18 protein-coding genes are annotated in these 17,096 nt (G+C 69.2%); 13 read left to right on the forward strand and 5 right to left on the reverse strand.

All coding sequences use genetic code 11. The features are described 5' to 3' along the window. The first annotated feature begins 4 nt into the window (after positions 1-4). Together pdxA and rsmA are read left to right on the forward strand one after the other, a co-directional pair. Positions 5-1,021 (forward strand): 4-hydroxythreonine-4-phosphate dehydrogenase PdxA, encoded by a 1,017-nt coding sequence (gene pdxA / locus ACT009_RS04435; protein WP_445193159.1) that lies wholly within the window; start codon positions 5-7, stop codon positions 1,019-1,021. A 2-nt stretch (positions 1,022-1,023) separates the two neighbouring features. Beyond that, positions 1,024-1,836, forward strand: coding sequence for a 16S rRNA (adenine(1518)-N(6)/adenine(1519)-N(6))-dimethyltransferase RsmA (gene rsmA, locus ACT009_RS04440; protein WP_445194013.1), 813 nt, complete (start codon positions 1,024-1,026; stop codon positions 1,834-1,836). 30 nt (positions 1,837-1,866) lie between these two features. On the opposite strand, the gene ACT009_RS04445 is transcribed toward rsmA, so the two are convergent. The 3 genes from ACT009_RS04445 to guaB form a co-directional block, all read right to left on the reverse strand. Then, entirely contained in the window at positions 1,867-2,367 is a 501-nt protein-coding gene (locus ACT009_RS04445) for a tetratricopeptide repeat protein (protein WP_445193160.1), read from the reverse strand. A 32-nt stretch (positions 2,368-2,399) separates the two neighbouring features. Beyond that, positions 2,400-3,587 (reverse strand): RsmB/NOP family class I SAM-dependent RNA methyltransferase, encoded by a 1,188-nt coding sequence (locus ACT009_RS04450; RefSeq protein WP_445193161.1) that lies wholly within the window; start codon positions 3,585-3,587, stop codon positions 2,400-2,402. An 82-nt stretch (positions 3,588-3,669) separates the two neighbouring features. Further along, entirely contained in the window at positions 3,670-5,127 is a 1,458-nt protein-coding gene (guaB, locus tag ACT009_RS04455; RefSeq protein ID WP_445193162.1) for an IMP dehydrogenase, read from the reverse strand. A gap of 153 nt (positions 5,128-5,280) precedes the next feature. On the opposite strand from guaB, the gene ACT009_RS04460 reads away from it, so the two are divergent. Beyond that, entirely contained in the window at positions 5,281-6,258 is a 978-nt protein-coding gene (locus ACT009_RS04460; protein ID WP_445193163.1) for an SPFH domain-containing protein, read from the forward strand. After that, entirely contained in the window at positions 6,255-6,725 is a 471-nt protein-coding gene (locus ACT009_RS04465; protein WP_445193164.1) for an NfeD family protein, read from the forward strand. Before ACT009_RS04460 ends, ACT009_RS04465 begins: the two co-directional genes overlap by 4 nt. 53 nt (positions 6,726-6,778) lie before the next feature. Here ACT009_RS04465 and ACT009_RS04470 read toward each other — a convergent pair whose 3' ends face one another. Next, a complete protein-coding gene (locus ACT009_RS04470) occupies positions 6,779-8,383 on the reverse strand; it encodes a phosphoenolpyruvate carboxykinase (RefSeq protein ID WP_445193165.1) in 1,605 nt (534 codons plus the stop codon). A gap of 170 nt (positions 8,384-8,553) precedes the next feature. Between ACT009_RS04470 and ACT009_RS04475 the strand changes: the two genes are divergently transcribed. From ACT009_RS04475 to ACT009_RS04505, 7 genes are read left to right on the forward strand one after another with little or no spacing between them, the layout of a single operon-like run. Continuing rightward, positions 8,554-9,261: a response regulator gene (locus ACT009_RS04475; protein ID WP_445193166.1), complete on the forward strand. Its 708-nt coding sequence runs from the start codon at positions 8,554-8,556 to the stop codon at positions 9,259-9,261. Continuing rightward, positions 9,230-10,798 (forward strand): stimulus-sensing domain-containing protein, encoded by a 1,569-nt coding sequence (locus ACT009_RS04480; protein WP_445193167.1) that lies wholly within the window; start codon positions 9,230-9,232, stop codon positions 10,796-10,798. Before ACT009_RS04475 ends, ACT009_RS04480 begins: the two co-directional genes overlap by 32 nt. A gap of 20 nt (positions 10,799-10,818) precedes the next feature. Then, positions 10,819-11,253 (forward strand): HPr kinase/phosphorylase, encoded by a 435-nt coding sequence (locus ACT009_RS04485; RefSeq protein ID WP_445193168.1) that lies wholly within the window; start codon positions 10,819-10,821, stop codon positions 11,251-11,253. Further along, positions 11,250-12,167, forward strand: a complete 918-nt coding sequence (gene rapZ / locus ACT009_RS04490; RefSeq protein WP_445193169.1) for an RNase adapter RapZ — start codon at positions 11,250-11,252, stop codon at positions 12,165-12,167. Before ACT009_RS04485 ends, rapZ begins: the two co-directional genes overlap by 4 nt. A gap of 17 nt (positions 12,168-12,184) precedes the next feature. Further along, the gene (locus ACT009_RS04495; protein ID WP_445193170.1) at positions 12,185-12,592 is read left to right on the forward strand and encodes a PTS sugar transporter subunit IIA; all 408 of its coding nucleotides are present in this window, start codon (positions 12,185-12,187) and stop codon (positions 12,590-12,592) included. Then, positions 12,589-12,864: an HPr family phosphocarrier protein gene (locus ACT009_RS04500; protein ID WP_445193171.1), complete on the forward strand. Its 276-nt coding sequence runs from the start codon at positions 12,589-12,591 to the stop codon at positions 12,862-12,864. Before ACT009_RS04495 ends, ACT009_RS04500 begins: the two co-directional genes overlap by 4 nt. Continuing rightward, complete coding sequence (locus tag ACT009_RS04505) at positions 12,864-13,661, forward strand: TrmH family RNA methyltransferase (RefSeq protein WP_445193172.1); 798 nt, start codon at positions 12,864-12,866, stop codon at positions 13,659-13,661. The genes ACT009_RS04500 and ACT009_RS04505 overlap by 1 nt, the downstream gene beginning before the upstream one ends. Before the next feature lie 177 nt (positions 13,662-13,838). On the opposite strand, the gene ACT009_RS04510 is transcribed toward ACT009_RS04505, so the two are convergent. Next, positions 13,839-15,152, reverse strand: coding sequence for a hypothetical protein (locus tag ACT009_RS04510; protein ID WP_445193173.1), 1,314 nt, complete (start codon positions 15,150-15,152; stop codon positions 13,839-13,841). Between the two features lie 427 nt (positions 15,153-15,579). Here ACT009_RS04510 and yaaA point away from each other — a divergent pair, with 427 nt between their 5' ends. Together yaaA and ACT009_RS04520 are read left to right on the forward strand one after the other, a co-directional pair. Beyond that, positions 15,580-16,326 (forward strand): peroxide stress protein YaaA, encoded by a 747-nt coding sequence (yaaA, locus tag ACT009_RS04515; RefSeq protein ID WP_445194014.1) that lies wholly within the window; start codon positions 15,580-15,582, stop codon positions 16,324-16,326. Further along, positions 16,323-17,021 carry an SDR family NAD(P)-dependent oxidoreductase gene (locus ACT009_RS04520; protein ID WP_445193174.1) on the forward strand — a complete coding sequence of 233 codons (699 nt, stop codon included), beginning with the start codon at positions 16,323-16,325 and terminating at the stop codon, positions 17,019-17,021. The genes yaaA and ACT009_RS04520 overlap by 4 nt, the downstream gene beginning before the upstream one ends. Positions 17,022-17,096: the final 75 nt, after the last annotated feature.

The raw sequence follows: 17,096 nt of genomic DNA on the forward strand, positions 1-17,096 counted from the left end.
GCCCGTGAACGGCTTGCGCGCCACCGTCACGGCACCGATCGCGGTGTCGCTGGGCGATCCTGCGGGGATCGGGCCCGAGATCGTCGCCAAGGCGTGGAGCCTGCGCAAGGTCCACGGCCTGCCCGATTTCGTCGCGGTCGGTGACGCCCGTGCGGTGACGCGGGTGTGGGACGGCCCGATCGCACCGATCAGCGACCTGACCGACGCGGCGCACTACTTTCCCGACGCGCTGCCGATCCTCACCGTCGAGGATGCGGGCGACATCGTCCCGGGGGTTCCCGACGTCGAGGGCGCCCGCTGCGCGCTGCATTCGCTCGAGCTGGCCGCCGGACTGGTGCGGTCGGGCGCGGCGCGCGCATTGGTCACCGGGCCGGTATCGAAGTCGCAGCTCTACGCGATCGGCTTCACCCATCCGGGACAAACCGAATTCGTCGCGGAACGCTGCGGCATCGCGGGCGAGAACGCGGTAATGATGCTCGCCGGCCCGTCGCTGCGGGTGGTGCCGATCACCACCCATGTGCCGCTCGCCGACGTTCCCGCGCTGCTGTCGATCGACCTGATCGTCGCCAAGGGCCGCGCCACCGCACGCGGGCTGACGCGCAATTTCGGCATTGACGCCCCGCGGCTCGCCTTCGCAGGGCTCAACCCGCACGCCGGCGAAAGCGGCGCGATCGGGCGTGAAGAGATCGAGCTGATCGAGCCCGCGATCGCGCAGCTCCGCGCCGAGGGAATCGACGCGACCGGCCCGTTCGCGGCGGACACGCTGTTCCATGGCCGAGCGCGGCTACGCTACGACGCAGCGCTGTGCTGCTATCACGATCAGGCGCTGATCCCGATCAAGACCCTGCACTTCGACGAAGGCGTCAACATCACGCTCGGCCTGCCGATCGTGCGGACCTCGCCCGATCACGGCACCGCCTTCGGGATCGCGGGGCGCAACCAGGCGGAGCCGGGGGCGATGATCGCCGCGATCGCGATGGCGGGCGACGCCGCCGATCGGCGTGCGCGCGCGGCGGCGTGACATTGCCGCCCCTGCGCGAGGTGATCGCGCGCCACGGGCTTACCGCCAGCAAGGCGCTCGGGCAGAACTTCCTGTTCGACGGGCAATTGCTGGCGCGGATCGCGGCGGTGCCCGGCGACCTGGCGGGGGCGGAAGTGCTCGAAGTCGGCCCCGGCCCCGGCGGCCTGACCCGCGCGCTGCTCGGGGCCGGCGCGCGGGTGACGGCGATCGAGCGCGACCGGCGCTGCATCCCCGCACTCGCCGAGCTGGCGGATCATTATCCCGGCATGTTGACCCTGATCGAGGGCGACGCGCTCGCGATCGACGCGCCGTCGCTGTTCGCGGGGTCGCCGCACATCGTCTCGAACCTTCCCTATAATGTCGGCACCGCGCTGCTGGTCGGCTGGCTGACGGGGCCCTGGCCGCCCTGGTGGCGATCGCTGACGCTGATGTTCCAGAAGGAAGTCGCCGACCGCATCGTCTCGGGCGTCGATGACGACGCCTATGGCCGCCTGGCGGTGCTCGCCCAGTGGCGCAGCACCGCGCGGATCGCGATGCCGGTCCACCGCTCCGCCTTCACGCCGCCGCCCAAGGTGATGTCCGCGGTGGTCCACATCCTGCCGACGGACGCGCCGGCGGGGGTAGCGATGGCGGTGCTCGAACGCATCACCGCCGCCGCGTTCGGCCAGCGCCGCAAGATGCTGCGCCAGAGCCTGAAGGGCGTGCCGGGCGCGCTCGCCGCGCTGGAGGTGGTGGGGATCGACCCGATGCGCCGTGCGGAGACGGTGTCGGTGGCGGAGTTCGTAGATCTGGCGCGGGAGGTCGATCGGGGCTGATGCGCCGGTTGGGTAACGCCGGGCGCCAACCTACTCCTTGGAGACCGCCGGCTTCGTCTCGACCTGCGCGGTCGCGATCGGCGGGCCCTTCGCGATCGCTGCGGCGAGCTGCGTCGCCTCCGGGCAGGCGCCCTTGCACAGCGTCTTGATCTTGGTGAGGTTGTCGCGCGCGCGGGTCACCGCGCCCTTCGCGACCATCGCCTGCCCCTGACCGCCCAAGGCGACGACGTCGTTGGGCTCGAGCAGCAGCGCCTCGCGGTAAAGCCGGATCGCCTTGCCCGGCAGCCCGCGCGCGGTCGCGACCTCGCCGAGCACGACGAACGCCGAGCGGTTGCGCGGATCGACCGCGACCGCGGTCTCCAGCAGATCGGTCGCGGTGTCGAAATTGCCGGCCGCACGCGCCGCCTTGCCCTGCGCTAGCAACTGCAAAGAGCGCGCGTCGATCTGGTCGTCCGGGCGCTGCGCGGTGAGCGAGGTCGACACGCAGACGATGGTCAACGCGGCGGCAAGGGCGACGGACGAAACGCGCATGATCGTCTCCGAAACTGGCACAATGCGGCTGGCTAGCATGGCGCCGTTAGCCGCGCGACAAAAAAGCCGTCGGTGCCGTCGCTTGCGGGGTCGAGACGGACACCGTCGCGGTGCGGCCGGCCGGCGGGCAGCGTCAGCGGATCGACCGCCCAGCCCGGATGCCGCGCCAGGAACAGCGCGACCTGGTCTGCGCCCTCCCCGTCGAGCAGCGAACAGACGATATAGACCAGCGCACCGCCCGGCCTGACCAAGGCCGCGCCGATGTCGAGCACATGCCCCTGCGTCGCCCGTAGCCGCGCCAACCGATCGGGGCTGAGCCGCCACCGCGCTTCGGGATTGCGGCGCCACGTGCCGGTGCCCGAACAGGGCGCATCGATCAGCACGCCATCGGCCTCCGCGCGCCAGTCAGCCAGCATCTCTGCCTCGCGACCGGGGTTGAGCAGCCGCGTCTCGATGATCCCGATCCCTGCCCGCTCCGCACGCGGCGGCAGCCGCGACAGCCGGCCGCGATCGGTGTCGCAGGCAAGGATCGCGCCCTCGCCGCACATCGCCGCGGCGAGCGCGAGGGTCTTGCCCCCCGCCCCCGCGCAGAGATCGACGACGCGCTGGCCCGGTAGCGCCCGAAGCGCGGCGCCGACGATCTGGCTGCCCTCGTCCTGCACCTCGATCGCGCCCGTCGCAAACGCAGGCAGCGCCTCGACGTTGGTGCCGGCCGGCAGCCTTACACCGTCCGGGGCGTGCGGGGTCGGCGTCGCATCGGGGATGGCGGCGATGATCTCGTCGCGCGTCGCCTTCGCAGGGTCGACCCGCACGTCGAGCGGCGCGCGGTCGATCAGCGCCGGCATCTGGGCGCGCGCGATCCCCGACCGCAGCAGCAGATCGACCAGCCAATTCGGCGCGATCCCGGGCGCCGCGACGGGCTCGTCAGCCGCGATCGGAGCGGGACCATAGGGTGATCCATCGAAGCTTTCCGCCAGCGCGGGATCGTCCGCGGCGACGCGGATCAACGCCGCACGGCCGCTCGGCGGCAGATCGCCGGCGCCGCGGATTGCGGCATAGACGAGCTCGCGGACCGCGCGCCGGTCCTTCGATCCGGCATAGCGTCGCGTCGCGAAATATCGTGCGACCAGCGTGTCCGCCGCCGCGCCGCCTTCGCGCGCGGCAAGGATGATCTGGTCGAGCAGGTCGATCGCGGCCTGCGCCCGTGCGGCCGGGGTCATCGGATGGAAGCGCGCGCGGCGCTGGAAGCTGAAATCATGCGTCCCTGTAGAACGTCACACGCGGATCGTGAAACGCGCCGAATCAGCGGGTCGGATAATTGGGCGCCTCGCGGGTGATCGTCACGTCGTGGACATGGCTTTCCTGCAGGCCCGCGCCGGTGATCTGGATGAAGCGGGCGCGTTGCTGCAGATCGGGGATCGTCGCCGAGCCGGTATAGCCCATCGCCGCCTTCACCCCGCCGACCAGCTGGTGGATGACGTCGCGCGCCGGCCCCTTGAAGGCGACCTGCCCCTCGATCCCCTCGGGCACCAGCTTCAGCTGGTCCTTGATGTCGCCCTGGAAATAACGATCCGCCGACCCACGGCCCATTGCGCCGACCGAGCCCATCCCGCGATAGGATTTATACGCGCGGCCCTGATACAGGAAGGTCTCGCCCGGTGCCTCTTCGGTGCCCGCGAGCAGCGATCCGATCATCACCGTCGACGCGCCCGCCGCCAGCGCCTTCGCCATGTCGCCCGAGGTGCGCAGGCCGCCGTCGGCGATCACCGGCACGCCGTCCCTGGCGGCTTCCTCGGCACAGTCCATCACCGCGGTCAGCTGCGGCACGCCGACGCCGGCGACTACCCGCGTGGTGCAGATCGAGCCCGGCCCGATCCCGACCTTGATCCCGTCCGCGCCCGCGTCGATCAGCGCGCGGGTCGCCGCTGCGGTGGCGACGTTGCCCGCGACCACCTGCACCGCGTTCGACAGCTTCTTCACGCGATCGACCGCGCGGGCGACGTCGCGATTGTGGCCGTGCGCGGTGTCGATCACGATCAGGTCGCATTCGGCATCGACCAGCGCCTCGGTCCGCTCGAAGCCCTTGTCGCCGACCGTAGTCGCCGCGGCGACGCGCAGCCGCCCCGCCGCGTCCTTGGTCGCATCGGGGTACATCACCGCCTTCTCGATATCTTTCACGGTGATCAGCCCGACGCAGCGATAGGCCTCGTCCACCACCAGCAGCTTCTCGATGCGCCGCTGGTGGAGCAGCCGGCGTGCCTCTTCCTGGCCGACGTCGGTCGATACCGTGGCGAGGTTCTCGTGGGTCATCAGCTCGGCGACCGGCTGGTTCGGATTGCCTGCGAAACGCACGTCGCGGTTGGTGAGGATCCCCACCAGCCGGCCGTTCGCCTCGACCACCGGAATGCCGCTGATCCGGTTCTCGGTCATCAGCGCGCGGGCCTGTGCCAGTGTCGCGCTCGGCGCGATCGTGATCGGGTTGACGACCATGCCGCTCTCGAACCGCTTCACCTGGCGCACCGCGGCGCATTGCTCCTCGAGCGACAAATTGCGGTGCAGCACCCCGATCCCGCCGAGCTGCGCCATCACGATCGCCATCGCGCCTTCGGTCACGGTGTCCATCGCCGACGACAGGATCGGGATGTTGAGCGCGATGCCGCGGGTCAGCCGGGTCCTGGTGTCGGCCTGGCTCGGCAGCACGTCCGATTCGCCCGGATAGAGGAGCACGTCGTCGAACGTGAGGCCGAGGCGAATGTCCATGAGGTGCCGAATCCTGCGCGGGGGTGATGAGGTGGCGGGCCATGTAACCAGTCATGCCGGTTCCGGCTAGGCCCCCGCCCCCTCGCCGAGCATTTCACTTTCCGGCAACGTGGATGCTGCTAAACCTCGGGCCGCAAAGTGAGGAACGTTACGATGGGCCTGATCGCCGCCGTGCTCGCCATGGCCTTGGTGCTGTTCTACCTGATGACCTCGATCAAGATCGTTCATCAGGGCTATCAATATACGATCGAACATTTCGGCCGCTTCACCACCGTCGCGCGGCCGGGCTTCAACTTCTATCCCGCCTTCTTCTACCGTGTCGGCCGCAAGGTGAACATGATGGAGCAGGTGATCGACATCCCGGGTCAGGAGATCATCACCAAGGACAATGCGATGATCTCGACCGACGGGGTCGTGTTCTTCCAGGTGCTCGATGCGGCGAAGGCGGCGTACGAGGTGTCCGATCTCTACCAGGCGCTGCTCCAGCTCACGACCACCAACCTGCGCACCGTGATGGGTTCGATGGATCTCGACGAGACGCTGTCGAAGCGTGACGAGATCAACGCGCGGCTGCTGAACGTCGTCGATCACGCGACCACCCCCTGGGGCGTCAAGATCACCCGCGTCGAGATCAAGGACATCCGTCCACCCGCCGACATCGTCAACGCGATGGGCCGGCAGATGAAGGCGGAGCGCGAAAAGCGCGCCAACATCCTCGACGCCGAGGGCGCGCGCGCCTCCGAGATCCTGCGTGCCGAGGGGCAGAAGCAGGCGCGGATCCTCGAATCCGAAGGCCGCAAGGAATCCGCCTTCCGTGACGCCGAGGCCCGCGAACGCGCCGCCGAGGCGGAGGCCAGCGCCACCCGCGCGGTCTCCGACGCGATCGAGAGCGGCGGGACGCAGGCGATCAACTATTTCATCGCGCAGAAATATGTCGAGGCGATCGGCAAGTTCGCGACCAGCCCCAACGCCAAGACCATCCTGTTCCCGGTCGAGGCGACCCAGTTGATGGGCACGCTGGGCGGAATCGGCGAACTCGCCAAGGATGCGCTCGGCGACCGGATGTCGCCGACCGCGACCGCGCCGAAGCCCGAACCCAAGCGCGGGCCGTTCGAGCTGCCCAAGCCGTGACGCTCGATTCGATCGGCGGCGCGGGTGGCGCCTGGCTGATCGCGGCACTGGTGCTGGGCATCGCCGAACTCGCCGCACCGGGGGTGTTCCTGGTGTTCCTCGCGATCGCCGCGGCGATCACCGGGGTCGCGGTGCTGGTGCTCGCCGATCTGCCGGTGGCGGCGCAACTCGCCTCGTTCGCGGCGTGGAGCGCGGTGACGGTAATGATCGGCCGACGCTGGTACACCGACTATCCGGTGGCGGCGGCGGACCCCCTGCTCAACGATCGGGCGGCGCGGATGATCGGCCAGGTCGCAAGGATCGACGTCGCGCTCGTGAACGGCGCGGGGCGGGTGCGCGTCGGCGACGGAACGTGGCCGGCGCAGGGGCCGGACCTCGCGCCGGGGACGGACGTCCGGGTGGTCGGGGTGAAGGACGGGGTCGTGGTGGTCGAACCGCTGGGTTCCACTGCCAGCACCCCGGCCTGAGCGCACCGTACCCCGGCCAAGGCCGGGGCACGGTGACGCGCAGATCTGGCTGCCTACGCCGCCGCCACCTGCGGCGCGGCCTGGCGCACGCCCTCGTCGACATGCTCTTCGAACTGCGCGAAGTTTTCCACGAACAGGCCGACGAGCCGCTTGGCGGTCGCGTCGTATTCCGCCTTGTCCACCCAGGTCTGCCGCGGATCGAGGATCGCGGCGTCGACGCCGGGTACGCTGACCGGCACCTTGAACCCGAAATTCGGATCGGTCCGGAACTCGACATGGTTGAGACTACCGTCGAGCGCCGCATTGAGCAGCGCGCGCGTCGCCTTGATCGGCATGCGGTTGCCGACGCCATACTTGCCCCCGGTCCAGCCGGTGTTGACCAGCCAGCAATCCACCCCGCCCTTCGCGATCCGCTCCTTCAGCAGATTGCCGTAGACCGACGGGTGCCGCGGCATGAACGGCGCGCCGAAGCAGGTCGAGAAGGTCGCATCGGGCTCGGTGACGCCGATCTCGGTGCCCGCCACCCGCGCGGTGTAGCCCGACAGGAAATGGTACATGGCCTGGTCGGGCGTCAGCTTCGCGATCGGCGGTAGCACGCCGTACGCATCTGCCGTCAGCATCACGATGTTGCGCGGCACTCCGCCCATATTCTCGTCGGAGGCGTTGGGGATGAAGTCGATCGGATAGGCGCCGCGGCTGTTCTCGGCGAGGCTGTTGTCGTTGAGGTCGAGCTGACGGGTGACGGGATCCATCACGACGTTCTCCAGCACCGTGCCGAAGCGCTTCGTGGTCGCGAAGATCTCGGGCTCGGCGTCCGCCGACAGCCGGATCATCTTGGCGTAGCAGCCACCTTCGAAATTGAAGACCGCGGTGTCGGACCAGCCATGTTCGTCGTCGCCGATCAGGGTTCGGCTGGCATCGGCGCTGAGCGTCGTCTTGCCGGTGCCCGACAGGCCGAAGAACACCGCGGTCGAGCCGTCCGCGCCCATGTTGGCGGAACAATGCATCGGCATCACGCCGGTCGGCGGCAGCAGGTAGTTGAGCAGCCCGAAGACGGATTTCTTCATCTCGCCGGCATAGCGCGTGCCGCCGATCAGGATCAGCTTCTCGGTGAAGTTGACCGCGATCACGGTCTCGCTGCGGCAGCCATGGCGCGCGGGATCGGCGCGGAAGCTCGGCAGGTCGATGATCGTGTATTCGGCGGAAAACGCCTTCAGCTCATGCTCTTCCGGGCGGACCAGCATCGTGCGGATGAACAGGTTGTGCCAGGCGAGTTCGGTGACGACGCGGACCCGGACGCGGTGCTCGGGCTGCGATCCGCCGTAGAGATCCTGGACGTACAGATCCTCCTTGTGGCGCAGCGCCGCCATGAAATCGGCCTTCAGCGTTGCGAACTGATCGGGTGTCATCGCCTTGTTCGACTTGCCCCACCATACCGACGATTCGGTTTCGACATCGCGGACGATGAACTTGTCCTGCGCAGATCGGCCGGTGTGCGCGCCGGTCTCGACTACCAGCGGGCCGTCGGCGGAAAGCTTGCCCTCGCCGCGGGCGACCGCGACCTCGACGAGCCTGGCGGTGGTGAGGTTCCAGTGGACGTCGGCCCGCGTCTCGATCGACTGCGTTTCCAGGCCACGTTCGGGTATCCGCTCGTTCATCATGCTTCCTTTCCCCAGATACGTCGCGCTCTTCGGCGCTTACGTTTGCTGCCACCGCGCATAGGGCAGCCGCGGCGCGCGGGTCAAACCATGCGTCGCCGTACGCGGCTTGAGCCTGTCCCGCCTTTGCACTACCCCGGCGCGATGTTCCGCTGGGATCCGCCGTATCGATGACCGCGACGATCGCGCTGGTCGACGACGACCGCAATATCCTGACCTCGGTATCGATCGCGCTGCAGACCGAAGGGTTCGTGACGCGGGTCTATTCGGACGGCGAGACCGCGCTGAAGGCGCTGATCGACAACCCGCCCGATCTCGGCATCTTCGACATCAAGATGCCGCGGATGGACGGGCTCGAGCTGCTCCGCCGGCTGCGCGAAAAGAGCCAGATCCCGGTGATCTTCCTGACCAGCAAGGACGACGAGCTCGACGAGGCGCTGGGCCTCGCAATGGGTGCCGACGATTATATCGCCAAGCCATTCTCGCAGCGGCTGCTGATCGCCCGGATCCGCGCGATCCTCCGCCGGGCCGAGGTCGTCCAGGCGACCGAGGGCCAGGAGGACGCCGAGGCGCTGGGCCCGATCGAGCGCGGCCGGCTGACGATGGACCCGGCGCGCCACCGCACCACCTGGATGGGCGAGCCGGTGACGCTGACCGTCACCGAATTCCTGATCCTGGAGACGCTGGCGCAGCGGCCGGGCATCGTGAAGACCCGTAACCAGCTGATGGACGCTGCGTATCAGGACGACATCTACGTCGACGATCGCACCATCGACAGCCACATCAAGCGGCTGCGGCGCAAGTTCCGTCAGGTCGACGCCGACTTCGACTCCATCGAAACGCTGTATGGCGCCGGTTATCGATTCGCAGAGGACTGACGGTCCCGATCTTGCGCTGCGCTGGTCGGGCCAGATCTCGCTCACGCGGCGGATCCTGGCGGTCAACATCATCGCGCTGCTGATGCTGGCAGGCGGGTTCTTCTACCTCGATTCCTACCGCAGCCGGATCGTCGACAGCCGCGTCGCGCAGGCCGGGCGCGAGGCGCGGCTGATCGGCGAGGCGGTGGCGATCGTCGGCGGCGAGCGGCGCACCGCGCTGGTCCTGCGGCTCGCCGAGGATACCGGCGCGCGGCTGCGGCTGTTCGATCCGGCGGGGCGCACGCTGCTCGACAGCCGCGCGCTCGGGTTGCGCAACGTCGTGCTCGCCGATCCCGACAAACAGGCGTGGGACCAGACCGCGGCGCGATTCCTCGACGCGGTGATCGACACCGTGGTGGGGGCGCCGCGCCCGCCGCTATACCGCGAGCGGGCGGATGGGCGGCGCTGGCCCGACGTCGCCTCGGTGCGCGGCGGGCAGCCGATCGCGGCGACGGTGTGGCGCGCGCCCGATCGGACGCCGGTGATCACCGCCGCCGCCTCGCTCGCCGACGGCAGCGTGGTGATGACCACCATCAACGCGCGCGACATCACCCAGACGGTGCGGATCGAGCGGTTCCGCCTCAGTCTCGTCCTGCTGCTGGTGACGATCGTGTCGGTGCTGTTGTCGCTGTTCCTCGCGCGCACCATCGTGCGCCCGTTGCGCCGTCTCGCCCGCGCCGCGGTGCGGGTCCGGCTGGGGCGCGCCCGCGAGGTGGTGGTGCCCCGCCTGCCCTCGCGCCGCGACGAGATCGGCTCGCTGGCGCGGGCGCTGTCGGACATGAGCCTGGCGCTGCGGGCGCGGATCGACGCCACCGAGGCATTCGCCGCGGACATCACCCATGAGATGAAGAACCCGCTGGCGTCGATGCGCAGCGCGGTCGACGGCCTGGAGACGGTAAAGGACGAGGAACTGCGCGGCCGGCTGCTCGCGATCGTGCGCGACGACGTCCACCGCATGGATCGGCTGATCACCGACATTTCGGAGGCGTCGCGGCTCGACGCGCAGCTCAGCCGCGCCAAGTTCGAGCCGGTCGACATGGCGCGGATGATTGCCGGGCTGCTCGACCAGCGTCGCGCCCGCGGGGTCGAGCGCGGCATCCGGCTGGTCTTCGATTCGCACGCAGCGGAGGCACCGGTCGTGCTCGGCGAGGGCGCCCGGCTGGAGCGCGTGTTCGAGAATTTGATCGACAACGCGCTCTCCTTCTCTCCCGATGGCGGCCTGATCACCCTCGCCGCCTTCGTCGAACAGGACGAGTTGGTGATCCGCGTCGACGACGAGGGCCCCGGCGTGCCCGAAGAGTCGCGCGAAGCGATCTTCGGTCGGTTCCAGTCGGTCCGGCCCGAGGCGGAGGCGTTCGGCCAGCATTCGGGGCTCGGCCTCGCCATTGCGCGCACCATCGTCGACGGGCATCAGGGATCGATCGTCGTCGAATCGCGCGAGGATCGGCTGAGCGGCGCGCGCTTCGTCGTTCGCCTGCCACTCGCGGACCGCCGCTGACCCGCTGCTGACAGGATCCCATGCCGCTCATCTCGTCCGAAACCCTGCACGCCACCGCGGTCGCGATCGACGGCCGCGCGGTGCTGCTCGAAGGCGTGTCTGGCGCGGGCAAGTCCGATCTGGCGCTGCGGCTGATCGATCGCGGCGCGACGCTGATCAGCGACGACTACACGCTGCTGGTGCGATCGGGCGAGGCGCTGCTCGCGCGCAATCCGGGCGCGATGGCGGGCCGGATCGAGGTCCGCGGGCTCGGTATTGTCGCGATGCCCCACGTCGCCGACGTGCCGGTCGGGCTGATCATCCGGCTGGGTGGCGAGACGATGCGGATGCCCGAGCGGCGGGTTCGGCGGATCGCGGGGATCGCGGTGCGCGAAGTGGCGGTGGACGCCTTTCATGCGTCCGCCCCGATCAAGGTCGAACTCGCGCTGCGCCAGCCCGCCGACGAGCCGTCGTGACCGGCACCGCGAAGGACATCCTGATCGTCACCGGCCTGTCGGGCGCCGGCAAGTCGACGGTCCTCAAGACGCTCGAGGATCTCGGGTGGGAGACGGTCGACAACATTCCGCTGCGGCTGCTCGATCGGCTGCTCGATTCGCCGCTGCCCGCGGGCGCCGCGGGCGGCGAACACCCGCTCGCGATCGGGATCGGCGCGCGTACCCGCGATTTCGACCCCGAACGGATCATCCAGCGGATCAGCGCGCTCCGCGACCGCCACGGCCACGACGTCGGCATGCTGTTCCTCGATTGCGCGGGCGGGGAGCTCGAACGCCGCTATTCGGAGACGCGGCGGCGGCATCCGCTGGCGCTGGACCGGCCCGCGGGCGATGGCATCGCGCGCGAACGCGAGTTGCTGATGCCGCTGCGCGACTGGGCGAACCGGCTGATCGATACCACCAGCATGACCGCCAACGAGCTCGCGCAGCAGGTGCGCGCGACCTTCGACGGAACCGATGCGCAGGCGCCGGTGCTTTCGGTGATGTCGTTCGGCTTCGCGCGCGGGCTGCCGCGCAATGCCGATCTGGTGTTCGACATGCGGTTCCTGCGCAATCCGCACTGGGATCCGGTGCTCAGGCCCGGTACCGGGCTCGATCCCGACGTCGCCGCCTATGTCGCCGCCGACCCCGCCTACGACCCCGCGCTGACGCAGATCGAGGCGCTGCTGGCGCTGCTCGTTCCCCGCTACCGCGCCGAGGGCAAAGCCTATGTGACCGTCGCGATCGGCTGTACCGGAGGGAGACACCGGTCGGTCCATGTCGCCGAACGGATCGGCGCGAGGTTGCGCGCAGAAGGTTTTTCGCCCACCATCACGCATCGCGACCTGGGGGCCGCACCGCAGGACTCGCTCGAAGGGTCCCCGGCCAGCAAATGAGTGGTGAAGCGCCTGAGATGATTGGCCTCGTTCTGGTGACGCACGGACGCCTCGCGGAGGAGTTCGTGACCGCGATGGTGCATGTCGTCGGCCCGCAGGAGCGCGTCGCGACGATCGCCATCGGCCCCGACGACGACATGGAGGAACGCCGCGCGGACATCGCCGCGGCGATCCAGCAGGTCGATTCCGGGCGCGGCGTGATCGTGCTCACCGACCTGTTCGGCGGCACCCCGTCCAATCTCGCCATCTCGCTGATGCGGCGCGGCCAGGTCGAGGTGATCGCGGGGATGAACCTGCCGATGCTGATCCGCCTCGGCTCCGCGCGCAAGTCGATGACCGTGGTCGCCGCGGTCGCCGCCGCCCGCGAGGCGGGACGCAAATACATCTCGGTCGCCTCCGAAGTGCTCGGCGAGGCGGCGGCGTGAGCGAGGTGACGCGAACCGTCCCCGTGCTCAACAAGCGCGGCCTGCATGCGCGCGCCAGCGCCAAGTTCGTCACCCTCGCCTCCACCCAACCCTGCGAGGTCGCGGTCACCAAGGCCGGCGCGGGCACCGTCACCGGCACCTCGATCATGGGGTTGATGATGCTCGGCGCGGCGATGGGCGACGAGATCACGATCAGCGCCAGCGGCGCCGGCGCCGGCCTCGCGGTCACCGCGCTGTGCGACCTCGTCGAGGCGAAGTTCGGCGAGGATTGATGCCGCGCGAGATCACCGCCTATTCCAATCCCCTGATCAAGCAGGTTCGCGACCTGCGCGACAAGCGCCACCGCCGCGCCGCCCGCCAGTTCCTCGCCGAAGGGCTCAGGATCCTCACCGAAGCCAAGGACATGGGCTATCTGCCCCGCCTGCTGTTCTACGCGGCGGCAAGCGCCTCGCATGCGCTGGTATGGGACCTCGTCCGCGCGGTCGAGGCGGATGGCGGCGAGGTGATCGAGACCACCCCGGACATCCTCGCCAAGCTGTCGGGCAAGGACAATCCGCAGACCGTCGTCGGGGTCTATGACGAGCTGACGACGACGCTCGACGATCTCGATCGGTCGTCCGCGTCGATCTGGCTGGTCGCCGAACGACTGCGCGATCCGGGTAATCTCGGCACGATCCTGCGCACCGGCGATGCGGTCGGCGCGGGCGGGCTGATCCTGATCGGCGAGTCGGTCGATCCCTTCTCGGTCGAAGCGGTCCGCGCCAGCATGGGCGCGCTGTTCACGGTGCTGGTGGTGAAAACCGAGTGGGCGCCGTTCCACGCCTGGCTGCGCAGCGGGCCGGGGCAGCTGGTCGGGCTGAGCCTCGACACCGACACCGATTACCGCAGCGCCACCTATGCTGCGCCGACGTTCCTGCTGACCGGCAACGAGGCGCAGGGCATGCCCGCCGACTATGCCGCGGCGTGCGACCTGCTGGTGAAGATCCCGATGCTGGGGAAGGCGGACAGCCTCAACGCCGCGGTTGCGACCGCGGTGATGGCGTACGAGGTGCTGGCGCGGGCGGGGTAGGTCGTTGCTCTACCACCGCTCGCCCTCTCGGGCATGTACCTGATTGTGTCCCCGCGAAGACGGGGACCCAGTACTGGGCTCCCGCCTTCGCGGGAGCAAAATCAACGTCACGGTTGCATCGTGCTCGAAAGGATGACGGTGAAGGGGACGAGGCGAAACCCCGCCCCCCCCCTCACATCACGACGGCGCGCCCGGTGCCGACGGGGTCGAGCCGACCGCCACATAGGTCGACCACAGCTGCGCGATCCCCGCGCGCGGCTCGGCCTTCACGAGGGCGAACGCGGTGGTCGCGCCCGCCTTGTCGCCCGACCGCGCAAGCGCGATGCCGAGGCGGGTGTTGACCTCGTCGGCATCGACGCCGCCCTTGGTGAGCGCGGCGCGGTACAGTTCGACCGCCTTGGCGTAGTTGCCCTGGCCGAGATACGCGTCGCCGACCTGCTGCGACAGCTTGCCGTTGGCCCCGGCCGACGCCTTCTTCTCCTGCGCGGCCAGCGAGCCTTCCTCGCGGATCGCGGTCGCCGAGTCGGCGGCGATCGCCTTCGCCGAGGAGCTGGTCGCGGGCAGCTTGCCCGATGCCTGGCCCTCGCGGACCACCGCCTGCGCCTCGTAGGGCAGTCCGCGATCGTACACGCTCTGCGCATATTCCTCGTACAGCGCCTGATCGGCGAGCGAGCCCGACGCGCGCAGCAGGCGGAACAGGTCGATCGACTGGTTCTTGTCGAGCTTGACCAGGCTGGTCGGCTGCAGACCGTAGGTGATCAGGATCGCGCGCCAGTTGGCGGTCGTCGGATAGGCGGTGATGTACTTCTTCAGCCACGTCATCGTCTGCGGCTTCAGCTGCTTCTGGTTGGCCTGCGCGATCGCGTAGCGATAATAGGCCTCGGGCGCCTTGGTGCCCGCGGCCTCCTGCTTGTTCACCTCGGCCTCGAGATCGGCGAGGCCACCGGTGGTGTCGCCCGACTGGAACTTGGTTTTGATGAACTGCAGCTCGAAATCGGGATCGGTGTAGCCCGCCGCCTTCGCCTGCTGATAATATTGCGTCGCGACCTGATACTGGCCGCCGATCGACGCGAGCTGGCCACGGCGGAACAGGTATTTGCCGCGGTCGGCGGGCGGCGTGTTCTTCGCCGCGATCAGCATGTCGAGCGGCTTGGCGAGCGCGGTCTGGTCGAGCGGCGCCTTCGGGTTGGCGGCCTGCGCGGCGGCGAGCTTCTGGTTCTCGAAGTCGTAGCGCAGCGCCGCGGCGACATATTTGTCGTCGTCGGTGGTCGCCAGCGTCTCGACCTGGACCAGGATCGGCTCGGCGACCGCGAAGTTCTTCGCGGCGATCGCGTCCTGCGCCGACTTGGCGATCGCGGCGACCGGCTTGCTGAGCTTCATGCCGCCCTTGTCTTCTTCCTTCTTGGCGGCGGCGGCAGGAACGGCGACGGTAAGACCGCCGACGCTGGTGGTCAGCAGCGCGGCAACCGCTAGCTTCGAAAGGATCTTCATACCGAGTGTCTCCTGATGGGGCATCGCTGCCTAAACCTTCGCGCGGGCCTAAGGGTCCAAGCTCAACCAGAACAGGGATCGTGATCGCCCGTGGAAGACCGCCGACAAGGAGCGCAGCGCAGACGCGTAGCCATAGCTACGCGCAAGCAAGCGACGATGCTCGGCGGTCTTCCACGGGCGACCGCTTTGCGGCGGGCGGAATTGGGCGCACAGCGGCGTCGCGCGTCGATCACGATGCGAGAGCATCGCTCTCTCCTTGCTCCTACCTGTGCGCCCAATTCCGCTCCGTCACGACCCTGTTATGGTTGAGTTTGGACCCTAAAGCTCCCGACCACCTCGTTCAAGCGATCCGCCGCGCCAGCGTGCGATGTCGGACACGCGGTGAACAGCGATTGAACGGGCGTCGATGCGCCGCTACCCGCCGCGGATGATCGCCGTCATCTCGCCCGCCAAGACGCTCGACTACGAGACTCCGCTCCCCGCCGTCGAGCCGACCCGCGCCCGGTTCGCCGACGAGGCGCTGTCGCTCGCGCGGTCGGCGGCGAACCTCACCCAGAAGCGGCTGCGCGAGTTGATGCATATCTCGCCCGCGCTCGCGAAGCTCAATGCCGATCGCTTCGCCGCGTTCGCCGACCAGCCGGAGCGCCCCGCGATCTTCGCCTTCGCAGGCGACGTCTATACCGGGCTCGACGCGCCGACGCTGGACGAGGCAGGGATCGACTATGCGCAGGATCACCTGCGGATGCTGTCGGGGCTCTACGGCCTGCTCCGGCCGCTGGACCTGATGCGCCCCTACCGGCTGGAGATGGGCACCCACTGGGCGCCGCGTCGCAAGAAGCTGACCGATTGGTGGGGCGACCGCGTCGCCGTCGCGCTGGCCGAGGATCTCGCCGCGTCGGGATCGGACGTCGTCCTCAACCTGGCGAGCCAGGAATATTGGGCCGTGGTCGACGGCCGCCTGCCCGCCCATGTGCGCACCGTCGCGGTCGATTTCCGCGAAGGTCCCGACGCCCGCTTCGTCAGCTTCCACGCCAAGCAGGCGCGCGGGGCGATGGCGCGCTGGGTGGTCGAGCACCGCATCGAGGACATCGCGTCGCTGCGCGGGTTCGACAGCGACGGCTACCGCTTCGACGCCGAGGCCAGTTCGGATGCGCAATTGCGGTTCGTCCGATGACCGGCAGCGCGGTCGTGATCGGCGCGTCGGGCGGCATCGGCAAGGCGATCGCCGATGCGCTCGACGACGAGGGCAGCGCCGGCACCGTCTACCGCTTCGCGCGATCGGCGACGGGCGCCGATCAGATCGACGTGACCGACGAGGCGAGCATCGTGGCGGCGGCGGCAAGGGTCGCGGCGGGCGCCAAGCCGACGCTGGTGATCGTCGCGACCGGCCTGCTTCACGAGGACGGCCGCGGCCCCGAAAAGGCGTTCGCCGAGCTCGATGCAACCTGGCTTGCGCGGCAATATGCGGTCAACGCGATCGGCCCCGCGCTGGTCGCCAAGCATTTCCTGCCGCTGATGCCACGCGGCGACCGCAGCGTCTTCGCCGCGCTGTCGGCGCGGATCGGCAGCATCGGCGACAACCGGCTCGGCGGCTGGTATGGCTACCGCGCCGCGAAGGCCGCGCTCAACCAGCTGATCCGCACCCTCGCGATCGAAGAACGCCGCCGCAACGATCGCTCGATCGTCGTCGGCCTCCACCCCGGCACGGTCGACACCGCGCTGTCCAAACCATTCCAGGCCAATGTCCGCCCGGGCACGCTGTTCACGCCCGATCGCGCGGCGATGCAGTTGCTCGACGTGGTCGACGGGCTGAAGATGACCGACAGCGGCAAGGTGTTCGATCACGAGGGTGTCGAGATCATTCCGTAGACGCGTCATCGCGGTCGCTCGCTCGGAACATCTACCCGTCGTGTGTCCCCGCGAAGGCGGGGACCCAGTACTGGG

This window comes from Sphingomonas sp. Tas61C01, assembly GCF_052567495.1.